This is a genomic window from Shewanella sp. 0m-6 (assembly GCF_052977325.1).
In genome coordinates this window covers 30,934-51,868 of record NZ_JBRIMD010000007.1, presented here as the reverse complement: position 1 = coordinate 51,868, position 20,935 = coordinate 30,934, and the positions used below count along the sequence as shown (strand labels likewise).

The window sequence follows — 20,935 nt, the reverse complement described above, 5'->3', positions numbered from 1 at the left end:
TTTCCCCTTACAGTGCTTCGTTATCAACTTCGCCAGTTCGAATACGGATAGCTTGCTCAAGATCCGTAACAAAAATTTTGCCATCGCCTATTTTCCCTGTTCTCGCTGCGCCAGTGATCGCTTCGAGTAACAGTTCTAGCCTGTCAGCTTTGATGGCAATTTCTAATTTCACTTTTGGTAGAAAATCCACTTGGTACTCTGCGCCACGATACAGTTCGGTATGGCCTTTTTGACGACCAAAACCTTTTACCTCTGTAACCGTCATCCCCTCAATGCCCACTTCAGCTATCGCTTCTCTAACATCGTCTAATTTAAATGGCTTAATTATCGCGCTTACCAATTTCATGGTTATCTCCCCAATTACATTCCCTATTTGCTTAAACATAATTCAAGCATTAGGCCAAAGTTATTAACCATTTAAATTCAACAAGATAAGATTTTACGCGCAATTAACACTGCATATTAACGCACCAAACAAGTGCAAGCATGCAGGGGCTGCACAAAGATAAAGCAGCAATATCGAGCCAGATTAGACCTATTTCTAATTGGATAAACCAAACAGATCCGCTTTACTGAACAATTAACTCCCCTTGCAAAATAGAGAAGCCTAAGATGCTAAAAGCAGAAGAATGTGTATTGGTTGTGGTCGATGTACAAGGTCAACTCGCACGGGTTATGCACCAAAGTGAGCAACTGCATCGTAAGCTAGAGATATTAATTAAGGGGATACAGCTATTTGATATTCCAATTTTGTGGCTCGAACAAATACCACAGAAGTTAGGACGGACAAGTGAAAACCTAGCCCTGGCGCTGGCAAAAACCACAGAATCTATCGTCAAGGATCATTTTAGTGGTTGGCAAGCTGATACATTTAGAGAAAAGCTCAGCTCGATGGAGCGTAAGCAGGTTATCTTAGCGGGTATTGAAACTCACGTGTGTGTTTACCAGACCTGCAGAGATCTGTTAGATCACGGCTACCATGCTCATCTTGTAACTGATGCGATGTCGTCAAGAGAAGAGAGTAATAAGGTAAGCGGATTAGAGATGATGTTAAGTTATGGTGCAATGCAGACCAATGTTGAGTCACTACTGTTTGAGTTACAACATCAAGCTAATGGCGATCGTTTTAAAGCCTTGCTTAAACTCATCAAGTAAAAGCCAAAAAAAGCCCTCCGAAGAGGGCTTCTATGCTAAAGACTTATTCTAGACACTTAACTTGTAAGCACTTAACTTATAAGCACTATATAGTGTCAGTGTCAGTAGACTTATTTGTAAGTCGCTTCACGCTTTTCAGCTTCTGCATCCCACTTAGGTAGCACAGTCTTCTTGAATTCAGCTTTATCAGCATTCATCTTATCCATATCCATACCTAGAGCCGCTTGCGCCTTAGCTTTAGTAGAGATATCTGGAAGAGCGATAGGCTGTGGTACGCCTTTCTTAGCAAGTAGTTGAGCTAGCTTAACGCGAGCATCAGCAGCTTTGTTTAGTGCAGTACCTAGTACACGTAGCGCTTCATCTGGAGCATGAGATGCTACACCATGAGAGGCGATTGCATAATCCCAGCGCCATTGACCGTGACGGATATCCAATAAGATTGGAGCCATTTCAGCTTCTGTTGCGCCGGCTTCCCAAGCTGCACCAGCTTCGAAGTGAGCTTTAACTAACTGCTCTTCAGCTTGAAGTTGGATCTGCTTAACCTTCGCTTTACGCTCGTTATCTAGGTTAACCATGAACTCTTTGCTTTGATCATGACAAGTACCACACGTTTCTTCGAAACGATCGAACGGGTTACCCACTTTGTGATCGGTAAACTTACGACCTTCAGCATTCTTAACTTTAGGCATGTGACAGTCAGTACAACTTACGTTGTTTTTACCGTGCATACCTAGCTGCCAAGTTTCATAACCTGGGTGCTGTGCTTTTAGCATTGGCGTCTTAGAAATGGCGTGAGTCCAATCTGCGAAATCGATAGCATCATAGTATGCTTCCATATCTTCTACAGTTGTGCCCTTGTCCCATGGGAACTTAACAAAACCTTTCTTATCAGCAGTTTTTTCGAAGTAGTACTCTACGTGACACTGACCACAAACCATTGATTGCTTGTCTTTACGAGAAGCTTCATCGAATGGTGTGCCAATTGCTTCCATACCGCGCTCAGCGAATGGACGAGAGATGCGTAGCTTAGACTTGCCTTTTTCGTGACAATCAGAACAGCCGATAGAGTTAACGATTTCTGGACCGCCTTTAGACCACTTACCTTTAAAGTAACCGTCTTCACCTTGCTCTTCGATCATGCGAGGTACATCTGGGCTCTTACAAGACCAACATGCCATTGGCATTGGACCATCTTCAGCAGTCTTTGGTGCACCAGAACGTAGTGTATTACGTAAATCTGTCACTGCGTAAACGTGACCACGAGCTTTGTTATAATCTTTAGCAAAACCATAACCCGCCCAAAGAATCACTAGATTTGGATCTTGCTCAAGTGCATCAATAATTTCTACACTTTCAGATGTGTCATGCCAAGTTTTATATTGGTTAGAAAATTTATCTTTATAAACTTCGTTACGCGGCTCAGTTTTATCACTTGCGAATGCACTGCCCGCCATTAGGCTTGCTGCTACGATTGCACTCAGTGCAAAAGACTTTTTAGTTAATGTTTTCACCATCTCATCTCCATGTTACTTTTATAATATTTATATAGTCCCACCTATTTCTAGGTCGAACTTAATCACTTCCAGTTAACAAAGACATACCCCTAAGGGGGTATCCGTGGTGAAGTTTGCGTTAGATCAAATTGTGAACGTGTTGTTGCTCACACTTTTGCATTTTTGTTAATGTAATCAAGTAACCACTAATGTAGAACCGCTACCAATGAATAACTCGAATACCATAACGATGAGATTTTATAAATGAAAAAAGGCAGACTCACTTCAGCGATTTGGGGCTTCATGTTAACGCTAATTTTGCTGTCGAGTGGACTGGCTATTTTTGCGATTATCAACCTGTCTTATAGCCTTGGGGATGCTAGAGCTATAAACGCTTCAGGTTCACTTAGAATGCAGAGTTATCGCTTAATGTTCTACGCCAATTCAGGTAGCGAAGCGGCTAATGAAAAAATTAAAGAGTTTGAAAATACATTAAATTCTCAGGCTCTTAAGCGCTCACTTACCTGGTATACCCCTCAAGATCTTAAAAACAAATACCTTACGGTTATCGATAAATGGCAAGTGATGCGTTACTACATAAAAACAGAAAATTCACGCCTCTATGCGGAATCGCTTAAAGACTTTGTCGATACGATTGATTTATTTGTACTCGAAACCGAACAATACGCGGCACTCAAGCTCAAAATTTTGGCCATCAGCCAGATAGGTGGATTGGGCTTAATGTTACTGATTGCCTTTATTACCGTCAGAATTGCCAAACGCAAAGTTGTTAAACCGCTGCAACAATTAATGCAAGCCGCCGATACTATTTCACAAGGTGATTTTAATGTAGAGATGCCTAAAACAGAGTACCTAGAATTAAGTGCATTAAGCAGCGCGCTAGACTCAACCGTAAAAAAATTAGCCAGTGTATATCAAGGACTCGAAGAGCAAGTCCAAGAAAAGACCATAGCCTTAACTCGTGCCAACAATGAGCTAACCTTACTTTACGATACGTTAGTGATGCTGCACTCGAGTAAACTCGATAGTTACACTTTGACCCAAGCGCTCAATCAACTTCAGGCGCATGAAAAAGGCATACGCTTACGCCTTGTTCTAGTTCAAGACGCTGATGTAGTCGATATTATTGCAGCTGAAAGCACAACAGATTGGCCACTGCATAGCGAAAACAGCAAACAATTTCCGGTTAAATTTGAAAACAACAACTTAGGTTACCTTGAAGTCGTTTCCTCTAACGCCTTCTCTTTTCCTCTGTTTAATAACTTTGCCATCATGCTTGCGCGTTCAATGGTGATCTACAATGCGGGTGAACAACGTCAGCAACTGGCCTTGATGGAAGAGCGCGGCGTCATTGCCAGAGAGCTACACGACTCTTTGGGTCAATTGTTATCTTTCTTAAAAATTCAAGTGAATCTGCTTTCTAAAGAGCTAGATAAAACTTCAAAAAGCCCACGAGCTGCCGAGCAGTTACAAGAGATAAACGAAGGTGTTAATACCGCATACGTGCAATTACGAGAATTATTGTCTACGTTCCGTCTAACCATTAAAGACCCTAATTTAGGCCATGCTATGGAAGCGATGATAGAACAGCTACGTGGTCAGTCCAATGCCAATATTACGCTAGACTACAAGTTACCCGCACAGCTCTTAGGTGCCCACCAACATATTCATATTTTGCAGCTCACCCGTGAAGCGACATTAAATGCAATAAAACATGCAAGTGCGAAGCACATACATATTAGCTGCCAAACAATTTCCGATAAAAAAGTCGTGATCAGCATCAGTGATGACGGCGTAGGCATTGAAAAATTAAAAGAAAGGGATCAACATTTTGGCTTAGGAATTATGCACGAACGCGCCAGTCGCTTGTCGGGTGTGGTAGAATTTAGCCAGAATAAAAAAGGTGGGGCCACAGTGACCCTTAGCTTCTCTCCCCAACAGGAGCCAGCTGAATAACGATAATCGCTATTCCCGCTTGCTTTTTTAAGGGAATAGCATGATTTTATTAGCTGTTTTACTTAGTCGCACATACCTCAGCAGGAGGCCTAAAGATGGGCAAACCCTATTCAGTTCTAGTTATTGATGATCACCCACTACTACGGCGTGGGATCTGTCAACTTGTCACTTCGGACTCAGACTTTACCTTATTTGGTGAAGCGGGAAGTGGCCTAGATGCATTATCAGCGGTTAGTGATAATGAGCCCGATATTATATTGCTCGATCTTAATATGAAAGGCATGACAGGCTTAGATACACTGAACGCTTTAAGGCAAGAGGGCGTCACTTCACGTATCGTTATTTTAACCGTATCCGATGCAAAACAAGATGTGATCCGTTTAATGCGCGCTGGCGCAGACGGCTATTTATTAAAAGATACCGAGCCAGACTTACTGCTTGATATGCTCAAAAATGCCATGCTTGGCCACCGTGTGATAAGCGATAATGTTCAAGACTATCTATCGGAGTTAAATACTTCGGTCAATGAACAGGAATGGATTGAAAATTTAACACCTAGAGAACTTGAAATTTTGCAGCATCTCGCTGAAGGTCAAAGCAACCGTATCGTTGCCGAACAACTTCATATTAGCGAAGGCACAGTAAAAGTGCATGTGAAAAACTTACTGCGCAAAGCCAATGCGAAATCACGTACAGAAATGGCAGTACGCTATCTCAATCAGTGATCCTGCTTAGACAATACAAATCAGTATTATGATAGAGTTTTAGATCAAAAAAGCAGCCAAAGGCTGCTTTTTTGGATTTATTTGTTCAGAAATAAATCTGAAGATCGGCAATCATTTTTCGTCTAAGAAATGACGCCAGCTGACAAGGACCTCATAAAAGTCCTCTAAACCACAAAACGCTTCGGACTCTCCGTCATAAAATGACATCGACTCATCGAGTTCTTGATCTTCGTTATCTTCAATATCATTAGCAAATATTCTTGCCTGCTCAGTATCAAGCTCAAGCGATAGCGCTTTACCTAGCAAACGCCATTCATTGCCCTGACCGTTTTGCAATCGCTCGATTTGCTGGCAGATCTCAACATACAACGGCCTATTATCGGCAAGCTCTTCCGATAACCAAAAACCTACCGCTTCATGATCCATACTAAAACGGGCAAACACCGTGTCAGTAATAGTATTGCGTAAAAATTCGTATTCCATAACTTGGCTCAAAATTAAAAATCACTCTCAGTGTTCATTTTAACGCACTTATACCAATCAGCATAAGAAACTGATCTACTCAGAGTGAATTTGGCAAACTAATTCAAGGCAAATAGATGGCACAATGGTTATCCCCTTGTGAGTCTATTCAACGCAGAAGTAGACAATTGCAGACGTAAAAAAGGACGCATCTGCGTCCTTTTTAAATTTGCTGAGATTAGCGTTACCTCCCCCGATATAAAGGAGTCGATAGCAATAACCTACAAATTAGTGTGCATGTTCAGCAGCTGGAGCCGCCTTTTCGATATCTAGCAGTTCAACTTCAAATACTAAAGTTGAATTAGCAGGGATAGTACCGGTATCACGATCGCCATAAGCAAGATTTGCTGGGATAACAAACTTGTACTTAGAGCCGACAGGCATCAACTGAACGCCTTCAGTCCAACCTGGAATAACGCGGTTCAGTGGGAAAGTAGCTGGCTCGCCACGTGCAACAGAGCTATCGAATTCAGTGCCGTCAGTCAATGTGCCCACGTAGTGAACTTTAACAGTATCTTCAGCAACAGGCTTGTCACCCGTACCTTCAGTGATCACTTCGTACTGTAGACCAGAGTCTGTCGTCACAACGCCTTCTTTAGCCTTGTTCGCATCGAGAAAAGCTTGGCTTTCAGCTGACGCTTTCTCAGCCAATACTAGCGCTTGTGCTTGACGCTTTTCATTTAGCTTCTCGTCAAGCGTTTGCAAAATTGTTTGCATCTCTTCTTGAGTCAGCTTTAACTCGTCGTTCAGGCCTTCGCTAAAACCAGTAACGATTAGACTTCTATCCACATTTAGACCAAGCTCTTCTTGCTCTTTAATGTGACCTGCCATGTAAGTACCAATAGACGCACCAACGCTGTAAGCTTCTTTTTGCGCTTCAGTTTTTAATTCTACAGGAGCTGTCGCAGCTGCTTGCTCTTGATTACAAGCAGTTAGACCAACTACGGCCAAAGCCACTAGTGAATATTTATAAATCGATTTCATGAAAGCTTCCTCAGCATTTACACGTGGTTACACAAACCTAATACTTTTATTTAGGCGAACCACTTTATACTAGTTAAATAGGTTATTCCAATCTGATTAATCAAATGCTTATCAACTGAAATTAAACGTACTTTTTCAATACATATTATGACAGTAGCGATGATTACGGTTTTGACCTACTAACTTAGCAATGATTATCTTATTAGTCATCTAACAGACAACAGAAATCAGCGTGAGTTCATTCACTTTGCCATACTAAACACGCTTTTATCAGCTTTCATTCTGCTTGCTGACTATTATTGACTTTGCGCCTAGTGCTTTTAAAAAGCGAGTTTCCATAAACCTAGGCAGGCGTTGTATACTCATACTCACCAATAGGGTCGCCCATTGATCCTTATGTTCCATTAAGCGGTGCACTCACATAATGAGCTCACCCTATCCATCAGAGGTCAATTTGGATAATTTAGAAAGCCGTGTCGAAGAATTAGAAATGAAGATTGCGTTTCAAGATGGCACCATTGAAGAGCTAGATCAGCAAGTTATCAAACTGAACCAAGCACTTGCCTTACAACAAGAGCAACTTAAGCTCTTAATCAGCAAATTTCAGTCGGTTGAGCCGAGCAATATGGCAAGTCAAGCAGACGAAACACCACCACCTCACTATTAACCGCCACACCTTTATAATGAGTCGTGTTAATCAAAGCGTAAATAGTACAAGATATCGAGTACTATTTACGCATAGGTTTACAGTATTCATGTTACGTTCAGCTTTCAAACGCTATAAAAGCCTTGATATAACCATGAAATATTGTAAGTTTTTATAGATACACTCTTGAGTAAACTTTTATCAACCTATAATGAATTGAAACACTCGGCTGATCCAATAAGGCTAAGAGCCTGTCGGCCTAACACTGTTAGCACTCAAGGAAGGCGATGCAACTAACGCAAATCAAAGAGAACCGAGAATGAGACGTTTGCTACTGCTGGCTACAATAATGCTCAGTCTAAGTGGCTGCGCGTTTAACAGTATCTTTATTAATTACCCTTCTCAAATTGCCCCAGTTAAGGCTCAGCTAAACTCGCCGACGCCGCAAAATGCAGCCAAAATAGTCGAATCTGAAACTAATGGTGCCGATGGACTCCTCTATGCGCAGGAGGCTGGACGAAGTGCACAGATTGCAGGCAACTTTGAGGCCAGTAAAAAATACTACCAGCAAGCCGTATCGGCCTATAAAGCTTTCGATGATAAAGCCAAACTCAGCCTTAGTGACGCAGGCGCCACTGCCAGCAGCCTACTAATCAACGATAACGTTATCCCGTACCGCGGCCCCGGATACGAACGTATCATGCTGCATCAGTATCAGGCCCTTAATTATCTATTTGCTGGCGATCCACAAGGCGCATTAGTCGAAGTTCGCCGCAGTAACGAGCTACAAAGCCAAGAGCAAAAGCGCTACCAAAAATCGAATAAGTCAGTGCAAGCTATGGCCAACGGCACCATTGACGCTGAAATGGACAAGCTCAGCAAGGCCGCAGGCACAACCACCAGCTCATTCTTAAATGCCTACAGCTACTACACAACGGGCATGTTACATGAGATTTTAGGTGAGCCGAATGACGCCTATATCGATTACCGCAAAGCTGCGCAGATCTCGCCTAACAATCCATACCTGCAAAAAGACTTAGTCAGGCTAGCCAAACAGTTATCAATGCCGCAGTACGAAGAGTTTAAGAAGCGTTGGGGTGATGCTATAGAGCCTAAGAAAGGCGAAGGCCAGGTCATCATCATGCTAGAGCGTGGTTTCGTCCCTGAAAAGCAAAGCTTCACCGTGCCTTTTACCATTAACGGTAATTGGCAAACCGCGTCGTTGGCAACCTATTACCCCAATAGACAACATGTCAGACCGGGGCAGATCCAAGGCTTAGGCACAGTACTTAAAACGGCACCGATTGCCAATATCGATGCCCTGGCCATCAATGCATTAAAAGAAGAGTTACCGGCAGCCCTCGTTAGGCAAGCGGCACGTATCTATGCTAAATCAGAGATGGCGCAGAGCGTTGAAAGTAAAACAAAAAAAAGAAACAATGATATCGATTATGCCTCTATCGCCATGCAGATTTTTAACGTGGTTTCAGAGCAAGCCGATAGACGCAGTTGGCTTACGCTACCTCAGCAGGCACAAATAGCTCGTGCATACGTAAAACCAGGAAAATATTCATTAATGCTGGACAATGATCCGGCTGACCCCATTGAAGTTAAGAGCGGACGTACTACCTTAGTCTGGATAATTGACACTGGTAATTACACCCGTTTTTATTCAATAATCATTTAGCAATCACTTGTATGGAACTTACTATGAAACATTTAAAAGTCGTTTTTATTCTTGCAGCAGTAATAGGTTTATCAGCCTGCCAATCAAAAGTTGAATACGGTGATGCCACAGAAGTGGAAACCGTTAACGAAAACTTTGGCTCTACCGATCTACAGGCTATCGCCGCTAAGATGGTCGATAGCATGCTGACCTTCCCACCCGTTGTTGCCATGACAGCCAATGACCGCCCAATCATCTTCGTCGATAAAATTAAGAATAAAACCTCTGAGCACATCGATACCGAATCTGTTACCGATTCAATCAGCAATAAGCTACTTCGTTCTGGTAAGTTCCGCTTTATCGACATGACAAAAGTGGACTCAGTACGTAAGCAGCTAGACTACCAAAACAATTCAGGCATGGTTGATCCATCGACTGCGATTAACTTCGGTCGTCAAATTGGTGCTCAGTACATGCTATACGGCAACCTATCTAGCATCGTGAAGCAAGATGGTAGCACTAAAGATGTTTACTACAAGATGACCATGCGTTTAATGGACTTGGAAACGGGTCTTATCGAATGGTCTGACGAAAAAGAAATTCGTAAGGTTAAGTCTAAGTCTTTCTTAGGACTATAATTCTTTAACGAATTTTCTCGTCATAAATAAGCCAGCATCACGCTGGCTTTTTTATTGGCAAAAATTGAAGCGCGTTAATACTTTTTCGCTAACTAGAAATAAGGTAACTTATGGCCTTGCTGCTAGGATTAGACTGCAATTGCGTCACCAGCAGAGACTCTATTTAAAAAATAATAAACGCTAAGGCTCATTAGCTTTGATATTAAGGATGCTGTTTTGAAGTTGCTGCATATCGGTTTAACCGCTTTATTTTGTTCTGTGATTGCCGGAAATGCCAGCAGTAAACAAGTCAATATCCCGCGGGATAATACGCCCTATATCAGCCAAGAGGTTGCTGCGCAGCGCTCTGCTGTCATATCTGATGTGCATTATGATCTCGATTTCACCTTAACCGATCAGCAAAGCTTTAGCGCTACAAGCAAAGTTAGTTTTGAGCTTAGCGATACAGATCAACCGCTGAGCTTAGATCTCAACCAAGCAACCATTAACAGCTTCATTATTAATGGTACTAAGGTCTACCCCAACTATAACAACAGCTACATCAGCCTAAATCCACGCTTACTCAACAGCGGTAGCAACACCATTGAAGTGGCATTCACGCGAGATTACAGCAGTAATGGCGAAGGCCTGCACCGCTTTGTCGACCCTGTCGATGGTCAGGTCTACCTCTATTCTCATTTTGAGCCCGCTGCTGCGCAGCAGATGTTTGCCGTTTTCGACCAGCCCGATCTTAAAGCCCGTTACACCTTAGCGGTGACAGCTCCAAAAGAGTGGACGGTGATCAGTGCGATGAGAGAAACCTCAGTTAGCGACCAAGGAAAGCTGCGCCGCTGGCTATTTCCTGAGTCTCCTAAACTTAGCCCCTATAACTTCTCCATGCACGCAGGCCCTTATCACGAATGGCAAGATAACTCAGGCAAGTATCCACTGCGCTTATTTGCTCGACAATCAGTAGCCAAACAAGTTGATGAAAAAGACTGGTTTACCTATACCCAGCAGGGACTCACTTTCTTTGATAACTACTTTGGGATCCCGTATCCATTTAAAAAATACGATCAAGTTTTAGTGCCGGATTTTCTTTATGGTGCAATGGAAAACGCCGCAGCAATTACCTTTAGTGAAAGTCGTTTTCTCACCGATGGTGAAATGAGCCGCGTGCAACAACAACGGCTAGCCAGCGTGATCATGCACGAAATGGCCCATCAATGGTTTGGTAATCTGGTCACCATGAAATGGTGGAACGGTTTATGGCTAAATGAAAGCTTTGCCTCATTTATGGGGACACTTGCCACCAGCCAAGCCACAGAATTTAGCCATGCCTGGCGCAGCTTTTACGCCAAAAACAAACAGAGTGCTTATCATCAAGATAGCTCTGCCAGCACCCACCCTATAGAAGTGCCCGTTGCATCGAGCCAAAACGCCTTCGATAATATCGACGCTATCACCTACTCCAAAGGCGCATCGACACTTAAGCAGCTCAACTACTTGTTAGGGGAAAAAACGTTCCAACAAGGGGTTCAACATTACTTAACTCAGTTCAGCTATCAAAATGCTGAGTTAAAAGACTTTATTACCAGCCTTGAACTGGCCGCTAAACGCGATCTTAGCCAATGGAGCCAAGATTGGTTGAATCATGCGGGAGTCAACACCCTGCAAGCTGAGTTTAGCTGCAACAATGGCCGCATTAGCCGTTTTAGCCTAAAACAAACGGCTCCGAGTGGATTACCCACCTTAAGAGAGCAAAAAGTGCTGCTTGGTCTATTTACCCAGGGCCGAGATCGCTTACACCACAACATTAGTGTTCCCGTGATCTACAGCGGTGAAACCACAGAGGTTAAACAGGTCATCGGCCTGCACTGCCCAGCTCTAGTTTATCCCAACTATCAAGACTGGGGCTTTGTCAAAGTCAGTCTTGATAAAACATCATTTAACACTGCGCGCACGAACTTATCATCCGTAGATGACCCATTACTTCGATCCATGTTGTGGCAAAGCCTATGGGACAGTGTTGAAAACGGCGACTTATCGCTAAAAGACTACATGGGCACTGTGCTCATCAACTTACCCGGCGAACGCGACCTGATCATCTTAGATCAAGTGTTAACAAGTCTGTCTGATACCCGAGTTTATCTTGATAAAATGGAGCCTAGCCACCAGCACTACGCCAAGATGGCCATACGAGCGATTGAACAGATGAGTCTGCGTAAAGTGATGGTCAATACAGGCAATCATGATATTCAGCGGCGCTGGCTTGATACCTACATCGAATTTAGCCGCAGTAACAGTGCCTTAAATCATATCGATTCACTATTAAAGCAAACCGCCAATATTAAAGGCATAAAGATAGACCAAGATCTTCGCTGGAAAATGGTCATCCACCTCAATCGCTATGGGCACCGTAACGCAGGCTATTGGCTCAACAAAGAACGCTCTGCCGATAACTCTGATAGCGGCCAAAAATCGGCAATCGCCGCAGAGGTCATTCGTCCAGAACCGGGGAGCAAGCAGCTATGGTTAAGCCGCACGCAAGGTGTTACCAACCTGCCTTTTGCTAAGGTGCGCACCGTTATGCAAAACCTATATCCAAGTGAGCAGAAACGCCTTAGCGCCACGACCGCAGAGCAGCGCTTAAGCGCACTTATAAAGCTCGACGTAAATAAAGGCCCAGTGTTTATGCGAAGCTATAGCGAGACACTGATCCCACAAGACTGTAGCTACGGCAATGTTGTCACATTAAAGCAGATTATCGAGTCTGAAACGTCACTGTCGGCGCTCGCTGTGCGGGCATTAAAAGATGCGGTGCAGCAAGAACAAACCTGTTTACGGATCAAAACTAAGTTAGCGTTGGACGGGAAATAAGGTTCTAGGGAAAGCTAAGACCAATCAGTATAAGACGATAAAAGCCGGAAAAGCCAAAACGAAATCCAAGGCTAAGATGTAACGCTGATGGCTGCTATACCTAGGACCTGCTCTTCCAAAGTCCAAATCATACTAAGTCCTCTTTTAGCACTATAATTGAGTTGCACTATTACTCATCAAGGAGCGACATATGGGGCCCTTTACGGTTGCCGCGCTAGCTATTATAGGTGTTTTTTCTTTCGCCGCATTTAAGGAATACAACAAAAATAAAGGGCGGGTCGAACTCGATGAATTAACGAACGTTAAAGCCGAACTTATCGAGCTTAAAGAGCGAGTTGTCACCCTAGAAAAGATTGTCACCGATAAGTCTTATCAACTTAAAGATGAGATAGATAAGCTTTAGATGCTAAGAAAGGCAGGAGAATCAGGTCCTAGGTCCTAGGAAAATGCTAAGACGGGATAAGCAGGAAAAACAAAAAAGCCATCTATCCAGCTCAGCGAGTAACACTTTTGCCCTTTTTTTACTCCTAGAACCTGCTTTCCTAGGGCCTTTTTTATAATGTAGGTCGGTATTTATGCCGTCATCTTTGATGGGCTAAAGCCCAACCTACATTAAAAAACACAATACCCTCTTTTGATTTTATAGCAGGACGAAGTCCACTCTCAACGCAAAGCGTGCTAGGTGCTAGGTGCTAGGTGCTAGGAAAGTAAAAAATGGGAAAAACGGCAAAGCAAAAGATAACAGCTTGGCTTTTGCTTTGCCTAGCAGGGCGAAGCCCGTTCTCGCAGCGAAGCGCCCTAGGAACTAGGTCCTTCTTTTAAAATAACAAAGCCACCTGTCGGTGGCTTTTTACTACTTATTCAAGCTAATGCAGCTCAGTTCAGTCCTGCTCAAGCTCTAGTGAACTGACACTGAAACAAGCTTAAACGAATAGGTGTTTAATGTTCTTTAAGTCACCTTTGCCTTCGGCAAGTTCTTCTGCCGACAGACCAGAGACTTCATGCGGGAATACCAACCATTCATCTGACTCATGAATGAAGTAGTCAGGCTTTAAAGGTACGGCGGTATTTTGAGGCTTATAGTATGGGCAGGCAATACGCACATCTTTTGGCATATTTAAGCGCATAAGGTCGCTCAAGTTTTCCATTAGTGCATGGATACTACGACCCGAATCAAACACATCATCAACAATCAATAGGCCATCACCGGCATTAGCGTTTTCTACAATGTAATGTAGGCCGTGCACCTTGATCTGCTTACTCTGCTTATTAATGCCATAGTAAGATGAAGTACGTACAGCAATATGGTCAGTTTCAACTTCCTTGAAATCGAAAAACTCTTGCACCGCAATACCGATTGGAGCACCACCACGCCAAATACCCACGATGAACTGTGGACGGAAGCCACTCTCGTAAACTTGTGCCGCTAAGCGAAAAGAATCTTCTAGCAACTCTTGCGCAGTAATAAAGCATTTCTCTGACATCTGACCGTCCCCATCTTGTTATTAATATCTAAATTAGGTCTTATACCTTTCATAACATCAATTGATCTATTTACAGCAACACTCTGACGAGGAGAGTTACAAATTAGATTATAAAAACAATAAGTTAATTTAAATAGTGTATTTCCACTAACTCACTGTCATCCAATAAGAATAGATCAAAAGTAGTTTAGCTGATTAGTACAAAAAGGCAGGTGATGACATCTATTCCAAGATCTGGAATGGGGCCTGTTAATCGTCAAAACGAATTAACCGCTCAAAGTCTAAGCACCCACCGGATTTTGGAGGCAAATTTTATACTAAATTAATCTGTATTGCTGCAAAAAAGCAGAAAACTTATATCGTTATCACTAAAAAAGGCCACCTTAAAAGGTTGGCCTTTTGTTTATCATTACAATTAAGACTCAATCAAATGCGAATGTTGACAGACTGAGCTCATAACGATTAACACCTTATCGCGTTAATGCTCAGCTCTGTTAAGCGTTAACCACTTCAAGTGCATGGCTACCCGCTTTCGTCACCATAGAGAAGTTTCGCTCAGTATCTTCTGTAAAGTCGCGAGTATAAATCGTATCCACATAACGCCAATCGCTACGCACCTCTTCATGAGTAAAGGTCAGGGTCATTAAGCCTCGATTCATTAGATTCGCATAAGCAAGGTTATCGACTAAATCGATAATCGCCGCTTCAGTCGCTGGAATATCTTTAGCATCGATGCCAAGGTAATACTCAAGCCCAGGTGACGATACAGAACTCGTCGCGAACTCAACCCCCACACCATCTCCAGCGGCATCTTTTAGCTCATTCGCCCAGGCATTATGAGTATCACCAGCTATCACCACTAGGTTTTTGGCTTGTGACTTCGCGGTCGCCAAAATAACTTCACGCTCATAGGCATAACCGTCCCATGCATCGAGGTTATAAGGGATTGATGGCAGCTGTAACAGTGCCATCGCCTGCGGCGTTAACTTATCGCCGTAAAAGGCTAAGTACTTCAACTCATCTTCAGTCAGAGTCGGATCGCCCGCCGCTTTTCTGGCTGCAAACTGGGCTAATGCGGCTAACTGACCAAACTCAGGAATAGACAACTGCTGAGTCGCAATCGCCGCAGGTAGCATCATCTTCCCCATCAATACCTGTTGCCCCAAGACCTGCCATGTGGCCGTCGACGTCAGTAGCGCCGTTTGCAGCCAAGCCTGCTGTTCTTGGCCTAGCATAGTTCGATTTGTATCTGTGATATCTGCCATAAAGCGTGCGCTATCTAAGCCACCAGCGCCATTCATATATTCAACGTAATCGAGCGGTTTATCACGGCCTATCAGGCGCGTATCTAGCATATGTAAATCGACTAAGTCGCCAAACTGGAATGAACGATAGATCTCCTCGTGATTTCCTTCTCGCCACGGACGAATAGGTAGCCACTCGAAATAGGCTTGCAATGCCGCCTCTTTGCGCGCATCGAAATCCCCTTCGCCATCATTGTGATTTTCAGCGCCGTCACGCCAGCTATCATTCGCCACTTCATGGTCATCCCACACCGTAATAAACGGCGTTTTACCATGCAGCTTTTGCAAGCTAATATCACTACGGTATTGGCCATAACGAGTGCGATAGTCAGACAGACTCATAAGCTCGCCTTCAGGTAAGACTTCGCGTCCTAATGCCGCTGCGCGCTCGCTAGCATATTCACCACGGGCATACTCGTAAATGTAATCGCCAAGATGAATAACCGCATCAAGATCATCCATTCTTGAAGCCATCTCGTAGACATTAAAATAACCAGCTGGGAAGTTGGCGCAAGACACCACGGCAAACTTAGCACTATCGATAGCGCCCTGTGGTAAGGTTTTAGTCATTCCTGCTTGTGAAGTTTTATTGCCGGTTTTAAAGCGGTAAAAATACTGAGTACCAGCCTCGAGCCCCACGGCGTCAACCTTAACCGTATAGTCTCTATCGCTGTTAGTGATGGTTTCGCCATTACTCACTAACTGGGTAAATGCGGCATCGGTCGCCACCTCCCACGACACCTTAATGTCACCATCACTTTCTGGCGTAACGCGGGTCCAAAGTATCACCGCATCATGGCTAGGATCGCCACTAGCAAGGCCATGGAGAAACTCGGCATAGATGTCATTGTCATCATCGCTGCTACAGCCCATCAGGCCATAAGATACAACTGCAGCGCCCACACCTTTAGCAGACATGGCTAAAAAATCTCTACGAGTAACAGGTCGTTTCATTGTTATTATTCCTTTAATATTACGTTCTAGTTCTACTTATGTGGTACGAGGTCTAATCAGATGGAATGCTAAAGCACCACCATGACACGAAGAAGACAAAGATGTAAACCGATTGTTAAATATCAATTAATTTAATCGGCAGGTTATTGCTGTCAGCAAAGCATCAAAAAAATTTAGTGGTCTTCCACCTAAAAAGAACAAAGGATAATGTGTAGGGCTATTTCAGTATTGGCAGTATTAATTACGTTACTTAGCGGCTGTAGCAGCACAGAGCAAAGCGTGATCTTTGACGAGTTAGAGCAAAGAGGTGGTGTTATCTACTATCAAGACGCTCTCTATACTGGGATATTTTTAGATAAGGACAGCCAGCAAAGAGTTAGGGCTAAAGGTTACCTTATCGACGGTCTACTCCAAGGAGAAGTCATAAGCTATGACATCTATGCCAGAGTAACAAGAACCGAACACTTTAAAGATGGCAAACCGCATGGGATCATAACCAAGTTTTATGAAGATGGCACAGTAGAAGAACAAGGCCAATTTGAGGCGGGCGAAGCAGTCGGGAAATGGCTGCTTTATTATGAAAGTGGCGCCTTAGCTCGTGAATCTTTTCACAAAAATGACCGACCTACTGGACAGTGGACATATTTTAATGAAGATGGAAAAATCAAAGAAACACGAGTCTATAAAGACGGTCAGTGGATAGAATAATACCAATAAGTATAAAGATTTGGTCGCTCAGCGAGAATTTAGCGGTTCTGATGCAAGGCAACGAGTGAAGAGCATAGTTGAACTAGGGTTTAGCTCCCTCTTGTTCATTAAGAGTCGCTGCAGCTGAGCCGCTAAAACTCGCCATTCTGGAGCGTTTTTGGCTGCCTACTTCAGCGTTGAACAGCTTTACAAGGGAATAGCCATTCTTACAGCTATTCGCCTTGAATTAGTTTGCCAAAAACCGCTCTGAGTAGATCAACTTCTTATACTGATTGGTATAACATCTCTACAAAGCCAGCTTTAGCATTAGCGCCTAATGCGTAAGGTGCAAATAACTGGCGCGTGGTCGCTACTTTGGCTATCACGCTCAAAGCTTGGGTTCACTAAGTGCCTGTCTTCGGTGTGATAGTCACAAACTTCGGCAACACTATTATCAAAGCTTGGGTCAAAGTCTGCCGAAAGTAATATGTAATCCAGCACATTACCTGTAGCGCCGTAGTAATGAGTCGGCGCTCTCGATGCCCGTGCTTTAGCCAGCATTAACTCTTCCTCTACAGCGACATCAACAAGACTTTTATCTGCAGTCTCCACGCCAAATAGATCCTGCAAACCTTGTTGAAACAGTTTGTAAGCATCCGTCAGCGGGAAATTCGCTAGCTCGCCCAGCCCCTCTTTTTCAAAACGTAGTTCGCGGTTAGTTAATGGCGATAATACCGAGCTTGTGAGCTCTTCATTAAAATCGCCCATTAACACCATTGGCTGATTGGTCTCAATCCGTCTTTGTAGCATGGCATGCAACAGTAACGCTGCTTCACTGCCTCGCTGAATGCTCGATGCCCACTGACCTAGACTGTTACGCCCTAATAACTCACCAAAGTTAACCAAAGGTGCGCTAGAGCCAGCCTTCTGCAGTGAAAGCTTAGGTTCTGAAAGTTTTGGTTCTGAAAGTTTTGGTTCTGAAAATTTTGGCTGGGGCAATTCATCCAGGTGCGGGCGCTTAGATTTAAAGTGCACCACGTAAATGTCGCAAAGGCCAATCTGCGGCAACTGCACTGTCGCGCGAAGGGGTTTACGGCTAAATGCAAAGTTAGGGTTTAGCCCAAGCGCATGAATATACTCAGGCTCAGCTTCAATCGCGGTCACTTCTGTGAAAGGATATTTTGAGGCAAGAGCGACAACCGGATCGCGGCAAATATAATCGTCAATCACGGTTGGTTCACCCACTGTGGCAAAATGCGCATAGCCCACAGCTCGCATCTGCTCAGCCAAGGCTTGAGCCGAAAACACCTCTTGCAAGCCAATAATATCGGGCTGATGCTGCGCTAAAAACTCAGCTAACCAGCCCTGCTTTTTATGCCATTGTTCTTTGCTATAGATATTCTCAAAATCGTAATAAGCCAAAGGTGGCTCAATATAATTAAACAGGTTAAAGCTGGCGAGTTTGAGCCTGTTACTCATATTACTTGACCTACTCTTTGACATTGGGTTTTGTACCTAAAAATTACGTTATTTATCTGAGACACCCTCTATTTAACGGTTTTTTTATCGCCTTTTAGCTTCATAAACAGTTCCATCAGCAATACCGCTAACGCACCAGCGATGACACCAAAAATCGCGTTTAAAATACTTGGTGTGATGAAGGCAACCACAGGTCCTACAAATTCAAAAGCCGCGATCCACTGCGCCGCATGAGTGATCTGCCCACCCACCCAATGCCAGCCGTGAGTTAAGATCCCGCCGCCCACCATAAACATGGCAATAGTGCCAACAACCGATAAGGTCTTCATCAGATAAGGTGCTGAATTTAATAACATCATGCCAAAGCGACGCTTAAAGCGTGCCCATAACCCCTCGCCAGGACGCTGACTTAAATAAAGCCCCGCATCATCGAGCTTAACAATCCCAGCCACTAAACCATAAACCCCAATGGTCATAACTATCGCGATAAAGCTCAAGGTGAAAAACTGCGTACTTAGACTCTTTTCGGCCACAATACCTAAAGTAATCGCAATAATTTCGGCAGATAACACAAAGTCAGTGCGTATCGCGCCCTTAACCTTATTGGCTTCATATTCCTTGAGATCGACAATCTCCTCTGCACTTGCCTCGGCTTCATCTATTTGATGGTGTTTTTTGGCGTGATAGCTGTGGTAAATTTTTTCGAAACCTTCATAGCAAAGGTACAGACCGCCAAACATAAGCAGCGGAGTAACAGCCCACGGAATAAACGCACTGATCAGCATCGCCGCTGGCACTAAGATACACTTGTTTTTAAACGAGCCGACTGCCACAGCCCAAACAACCGGTAGCTCCCGGTCGGCACTCACGCCTGTCACCTGCTGTGCATTTAGTGCCAGGTCATCACCAAGCACACCAGCCGTTTTGCGGGCTGCAATTTTACTCATTGCGGCGACATCATCTAAAATCGTCGCGATATCATCTAACAAGGTTAATAAACTCGCCCCTGCCATATCGACTCCTTTAATTACCCAAGACACTCCAAGAATGCCAAAATTCCGTCTAATACCAATCTAAATCACATTCATACTATAGCGGCTATTGTGAATAAGCTCATGACAATAAACTGTTAACTGCATCGAAAACTGCCGTTTTATCCACGGCAAATAAACGCCTTACCAATTATGCGTCACTTTTAAAGTAAATTTCAGGCACGTTCAGTGGCTTAAACGAGTATACTATCAGCAATATTTTTAACCTTTTCTTTAACATTTTCTTTAACAAGGGATTTCATAATGACTCAAGATGAAATGAAAAAAGCCGCCGGATGGGCAGCACTACAGTATGTAGAGAAAGACAGTATTGTTGGTGTAGGTACTGGCTCAACGGTTAATCACTTTATCGATGCACTCGCCACCATGAAGTATGATATCCAAGGTGCGGTATCAAGCTCTGAAGCATCAACAGAGAAAATGAAAGCCTTAGGCATTGAGGTTTTTGATCTTAACAGTGTTAATGAGCTATCTGTATACGTTGACGGTGCAGATGAAATCAACAGCCAAATGCACATGATCAAAGGCGGTGGCGCTGCGCTGACTCGTGAGAAAATTGTAGCTGCAGTTGCTGAAAAGTTTATCTGCATTGTTGATAACACTAAGCAAGTTAGTATCTTAGGTGAGTTTCCACTGCCAGTCGAAGTGATCCCTATGGCACGTTCATACGTGGCTCGCCAAATTGTTAAGCTTGGCGGCGATCCTGTTTACCGCGAAGGCTGTGTGACCGATAACGGTAACATCATCTTAGATGTGTACAACATGAAGATCATGAAGCCAACTGAGTTAGAACAGCAAATCGACGGTATTGTTGGTGTTGTCACTAACGGTCTATTCGCTAAGCGCCCTGCAGACGTATTGCTAGTCGGCACCCCTGAGGGCGTTAAAACCGTTACTTACTAACGGTTATATTAATACCTGAGGCATCAATACTTGGAACATTAATATCAACGATATTAATGTTCCAGACATGCAGCCCAGTTTAAAGCCACTCGATTGAGTGGCTTTTTTCATTCTTAAACCGACATCAATCGCAACTCTATTAGCTAGCCTGTATGGCGCTTGGCTCGGTATTTATGCCTTAGAGCCGGTAACGCCTCAAGTAAGCACAGCAGTAATCCGGTCCAGATCAGCGCCAAGCTCATCGCTTTTATTTGGACAAAATACTCGTTAAACACCATAAAAAAACGAAAAATCAGCAAGCGCATAGCCTTTAAATGAAAGCGTAGCATGGGTAGCTGTTGAGGGTTGCAAAGAAAATTTACAAGAATGGATAGAAAATTAGAGTGGGACTATTGTCGCATTTCAGC

Annotated in this window: 18 protein-coding genes; 10 read left to right on the top strand and 8 right to left on the bottom strand. The window is 43.6% G+C overall.

Annotated features, from left to right (window positions below):
• Nucleotides 1–7: 7 nt before the first annotated feature.
• On the bottom strand, nucleotides 8–346 hold the full coding sequence (locus tag ACVBJC_RS07390; protein WP_447160233.1) for a P-II family nitrogen regulator: 339 nt from the start codon (nucleotides 344–346) through the stop codon (nucleotides 8–10).
• Nucleotides 347–612: 266 nt separating this feature from the next.
• On the opposite strand from ACVBJC_RS07390, the gene ACVBJC_RS07385 reads away from it, so the two are divergent.
• Nucleotides 613–1,155, top strand: coding sequence for an isochorismatase family protein (locus ACVBJC_RS07385; protein ID WP_447160232.1), 543 nt, complete (start codon nucleotides 613–615; stop codon nucleotides 1,153–1,155).
• A gap of 110 nt (nucleotides 1,156–1,265) precedes the next feature.
• On the opposite strand, the gene nrfA is transcribed toward ACVBJC_RS07385, so the two are convergent.
• The gene (gene nrfA, locus ACVBJC_RS07380) at nucleotides 1,266–2,669 is read right to left on the bottom strand and encodes an ammonia-forming nitrite reductase cytochrome c552 subunit (RefSeq protein ID WP_447160231.1); all 1,404 of its coding nucleotides are present in this window, start codon (nucleotides 2,667–2,669) and stop codon (nucleotides 1,266–1,268) included.
• 243 nt (nucleotides 2,670–2,912) lie between these two features.
• On the opposite strand from nrfA, the gene narQ reads away from it, so the two are divergent.
• Nucleotides 2,913–4,625: a nitrate/nitrite two-component system sensor histidine kinase NarQ gene (narQ, locus tag ACVBJC_RS07375; RefSeq protein ID WP_447160230.1), complete on the top strand. Its 1,713-nt coding sequence runs from the start codon at nucleotides 2,913–2,915 to the stop codon at nucleotides 4,623–4,625.
• A 95-nt stretch (nucleotides 4,626–4,720) separates the two neighbouring features.
• Nucleotides 4,721–5,350: a response regulator gene (locus ACVBJC_RS07370; protein WP_447160229.1), complete on the top strand. Its 630-nt coding sequence runs from the start codon at nucleotides 4,721–4,723 to the stop codon at nucleotides 5,348–5,350.
• Between the two features lie 111 nt (nucleotides 5,351–5,461).
• Here ACVBJC_RS07370 and ACVBJC_RS07365 read toward each other — a convergent pair whose 3' ends face one another.
• Nucleotides 5,462–5,833, bottom strand: coding sequence for a YacL family protein (locus ACVBJC_RS07365; RefSeq protein ID WP_447160228.1), 372 nt, complete (start codon nucleotides 5,831–5,833; stop codon nucleotides 5,462–5,464).
• Nucleotides 5,834–6,100: 267 nt separating this feature from the next.
• Nucleotides 6,101–6,856: an FKBP-type peptidyl-prolyl cis-trans isomerase gene (gene fkpA / locus ACVBJC_RS07360; protein ID WP_447160227.1), complete on the bottom strand. Its 756-nt coding sequence runs from the start codon at nucleotides 6,854–6,856 to the stop codon at nucleotides 6,101–6,103.
• 424 nt (nucleotides 6,857–7,280) lie between these two features.
• Here fkpA and ACVBJC_RS07355 point away from each other — a divergent pair, with 424 nt between their 5' ends.
• From ACVBJC_RS07355 to ACVBJC_RS07335, 5 genes are all read left to right on the top strand, one after another.
• Nucleotides 7,281–7,523, top strand: a complete 243-nt coding sequence (locus tag ACVBJC_RS07355; protein ID WP_447160226.1) for a SlyX family protein — start codon at nucleotides 7,281–7,283, stop codon at nucleotides 7,521–7,523.
• 298 nt (nucleotides 7,524–7,821) lie between these two features.
• On the top strand, nucleotides 7,822–9,189 hold the full coding sequence (locus ACVBJC_RS07350) for a COG3014 family protein (RefSeq protein WP_447160225.1): 1,368 nt from the start codon (nucleotides 7,822–7,824) through the stop codon (nucleotides 9,187–9,189).
• A 23-nt stretch (nucleotides 9,190–9,212) separates the two neighbouring features.
• Complete coding sequence (gene lpoB / locus ACVBJC_RS07345; RefSeq protein ID WP_174208590.1) at nucleotides 9,213–9,806, top strand: penicillin-binding protein activator LpoB; 594 nt, start codon at nucleotides 9,213–9,215, stop codon at nucleotides 9,804–9,806.
• A 216-nt stretch (nucleotides 9,807–10,022) separates the two neighbouring features.
• Nucleotides 10,023–12,665 carry an aminopeptidase N gene (pepN, locus tag ACVBJC_RS07340; RefSeq protein ID WP_447160224.1) on the top strand — a complete coding sequence of 881 codons (2,643 nt, stop codon included), beginning with the start codon at nucleotides 10,023–10,025 and terminating at the stop codon, nucleotides 12,663–12,665.
• A gap of 190 nt (nucleotides 12,666–12,855) precedes the next feature.
• A complete protein-coding gene (locus ACVBJC_RS07335; RefSeq protein WP_439267534.1) occupies nucleotides 12,856–13,068 on the top strand; it encodes a hypothetical protein in 213 nt (70 codons plus the stop codon).
• A gap of 520 nt (nucleotides 13,069–13,588) precedes the next feature.
• Here the strand turns inward: ACVBJC_RS07335 and ACVBJC_RS07330 are convergent.
• Nucleotides 13,589–14,149, bottom strand: a complete 561-nt coding sequence (locus tag ACVBJC_RS07330; protein ID WP_447160223.1) for a phosphoribosyltransferase — start codon at nucleotides 14,147–14,149, stop codon at nucleotides 13,589–13,591.
• 494 nt (nucleotides 14,150–14,643) lie between these two features.
• Nucleotides 14,644–16,407: an alkaline phosphatase D family protein gene (locus ACVBJC_RS07325; protein ID WP_447160222.1), complete on the bottom strand. Its 1,764-nt coding sequence runs from the start codon at nucleotides 16,405–16,407 to the stop codon at nucleotides 14,644–14,646.
• 228 nt (nucleotides 16,408–16,635) lie between these two features.
• Between ACVBJC_RS07325 and ACVBJC_RS07320 the strand changes: the two genes are divergently transcribed.
• The gene (locus tag ACVBJC_RS07320; protein ID WP_447160221.1) at nucleotides 16,636–17,115 is read left to right on the top strand and encodes a toxin-antitoxin system YwqK family antitoxin; all 480 of its coding nucleotides are present in this window, start codon (nucleotides 16,636–16,638) and stop codon (nucleotides 17,113–17,115) included.
• A 306-nt stretch (nucleotides 17,116–17,421) separates the two neighbouring features.
• On the opposite strand, the gene ACVBJC_RS07315 is transcribed toward ACVBJC_RS07320, so the two are convergent.
• A complete protein-coding gene (locus ACVBJC_RS07315) occupies nucleotides 17,422–18,573 on the bottom strand; it encodes an endonuclease/exonuclease/phosphatase family protein (RefSeq protein ID WP_447160220.1) in 1,152 nt (383 codons plus the stop codon).
• 68 nt (nucleotides 18,574–18,641) lie between these two features.
• Entirely contained in the window at nucleotides 18,642–19,586 is a 945-nt protein-coding gene (locus ACVBJC_RS07310; RefSeq protein ID WP_447160219.1) for a DUF808 domain-containing protein, read from the bottom strand.
• Nucleotides 19,587–19,868: 282 nt separating this feature from the next.
• On the opposite strand from ACVBJC_RS07310, the gene rpiA reads away from it, so the two are divergent.
• Complete coding sequence (rpiA, locus tag ACVBJC_RS07305) at nucleotides 19,869–20,528, top strand: ribose-5-phosphate isomerase RpiA (RefSeq protein WP_447160218.1); 660 nt, start codon at nucleotides 19,869–19,871, stop codon at nucleotides 20,526–20,528.
• Nucleotides 20,529–20,935: the final 407 nt, after the last annotated feature.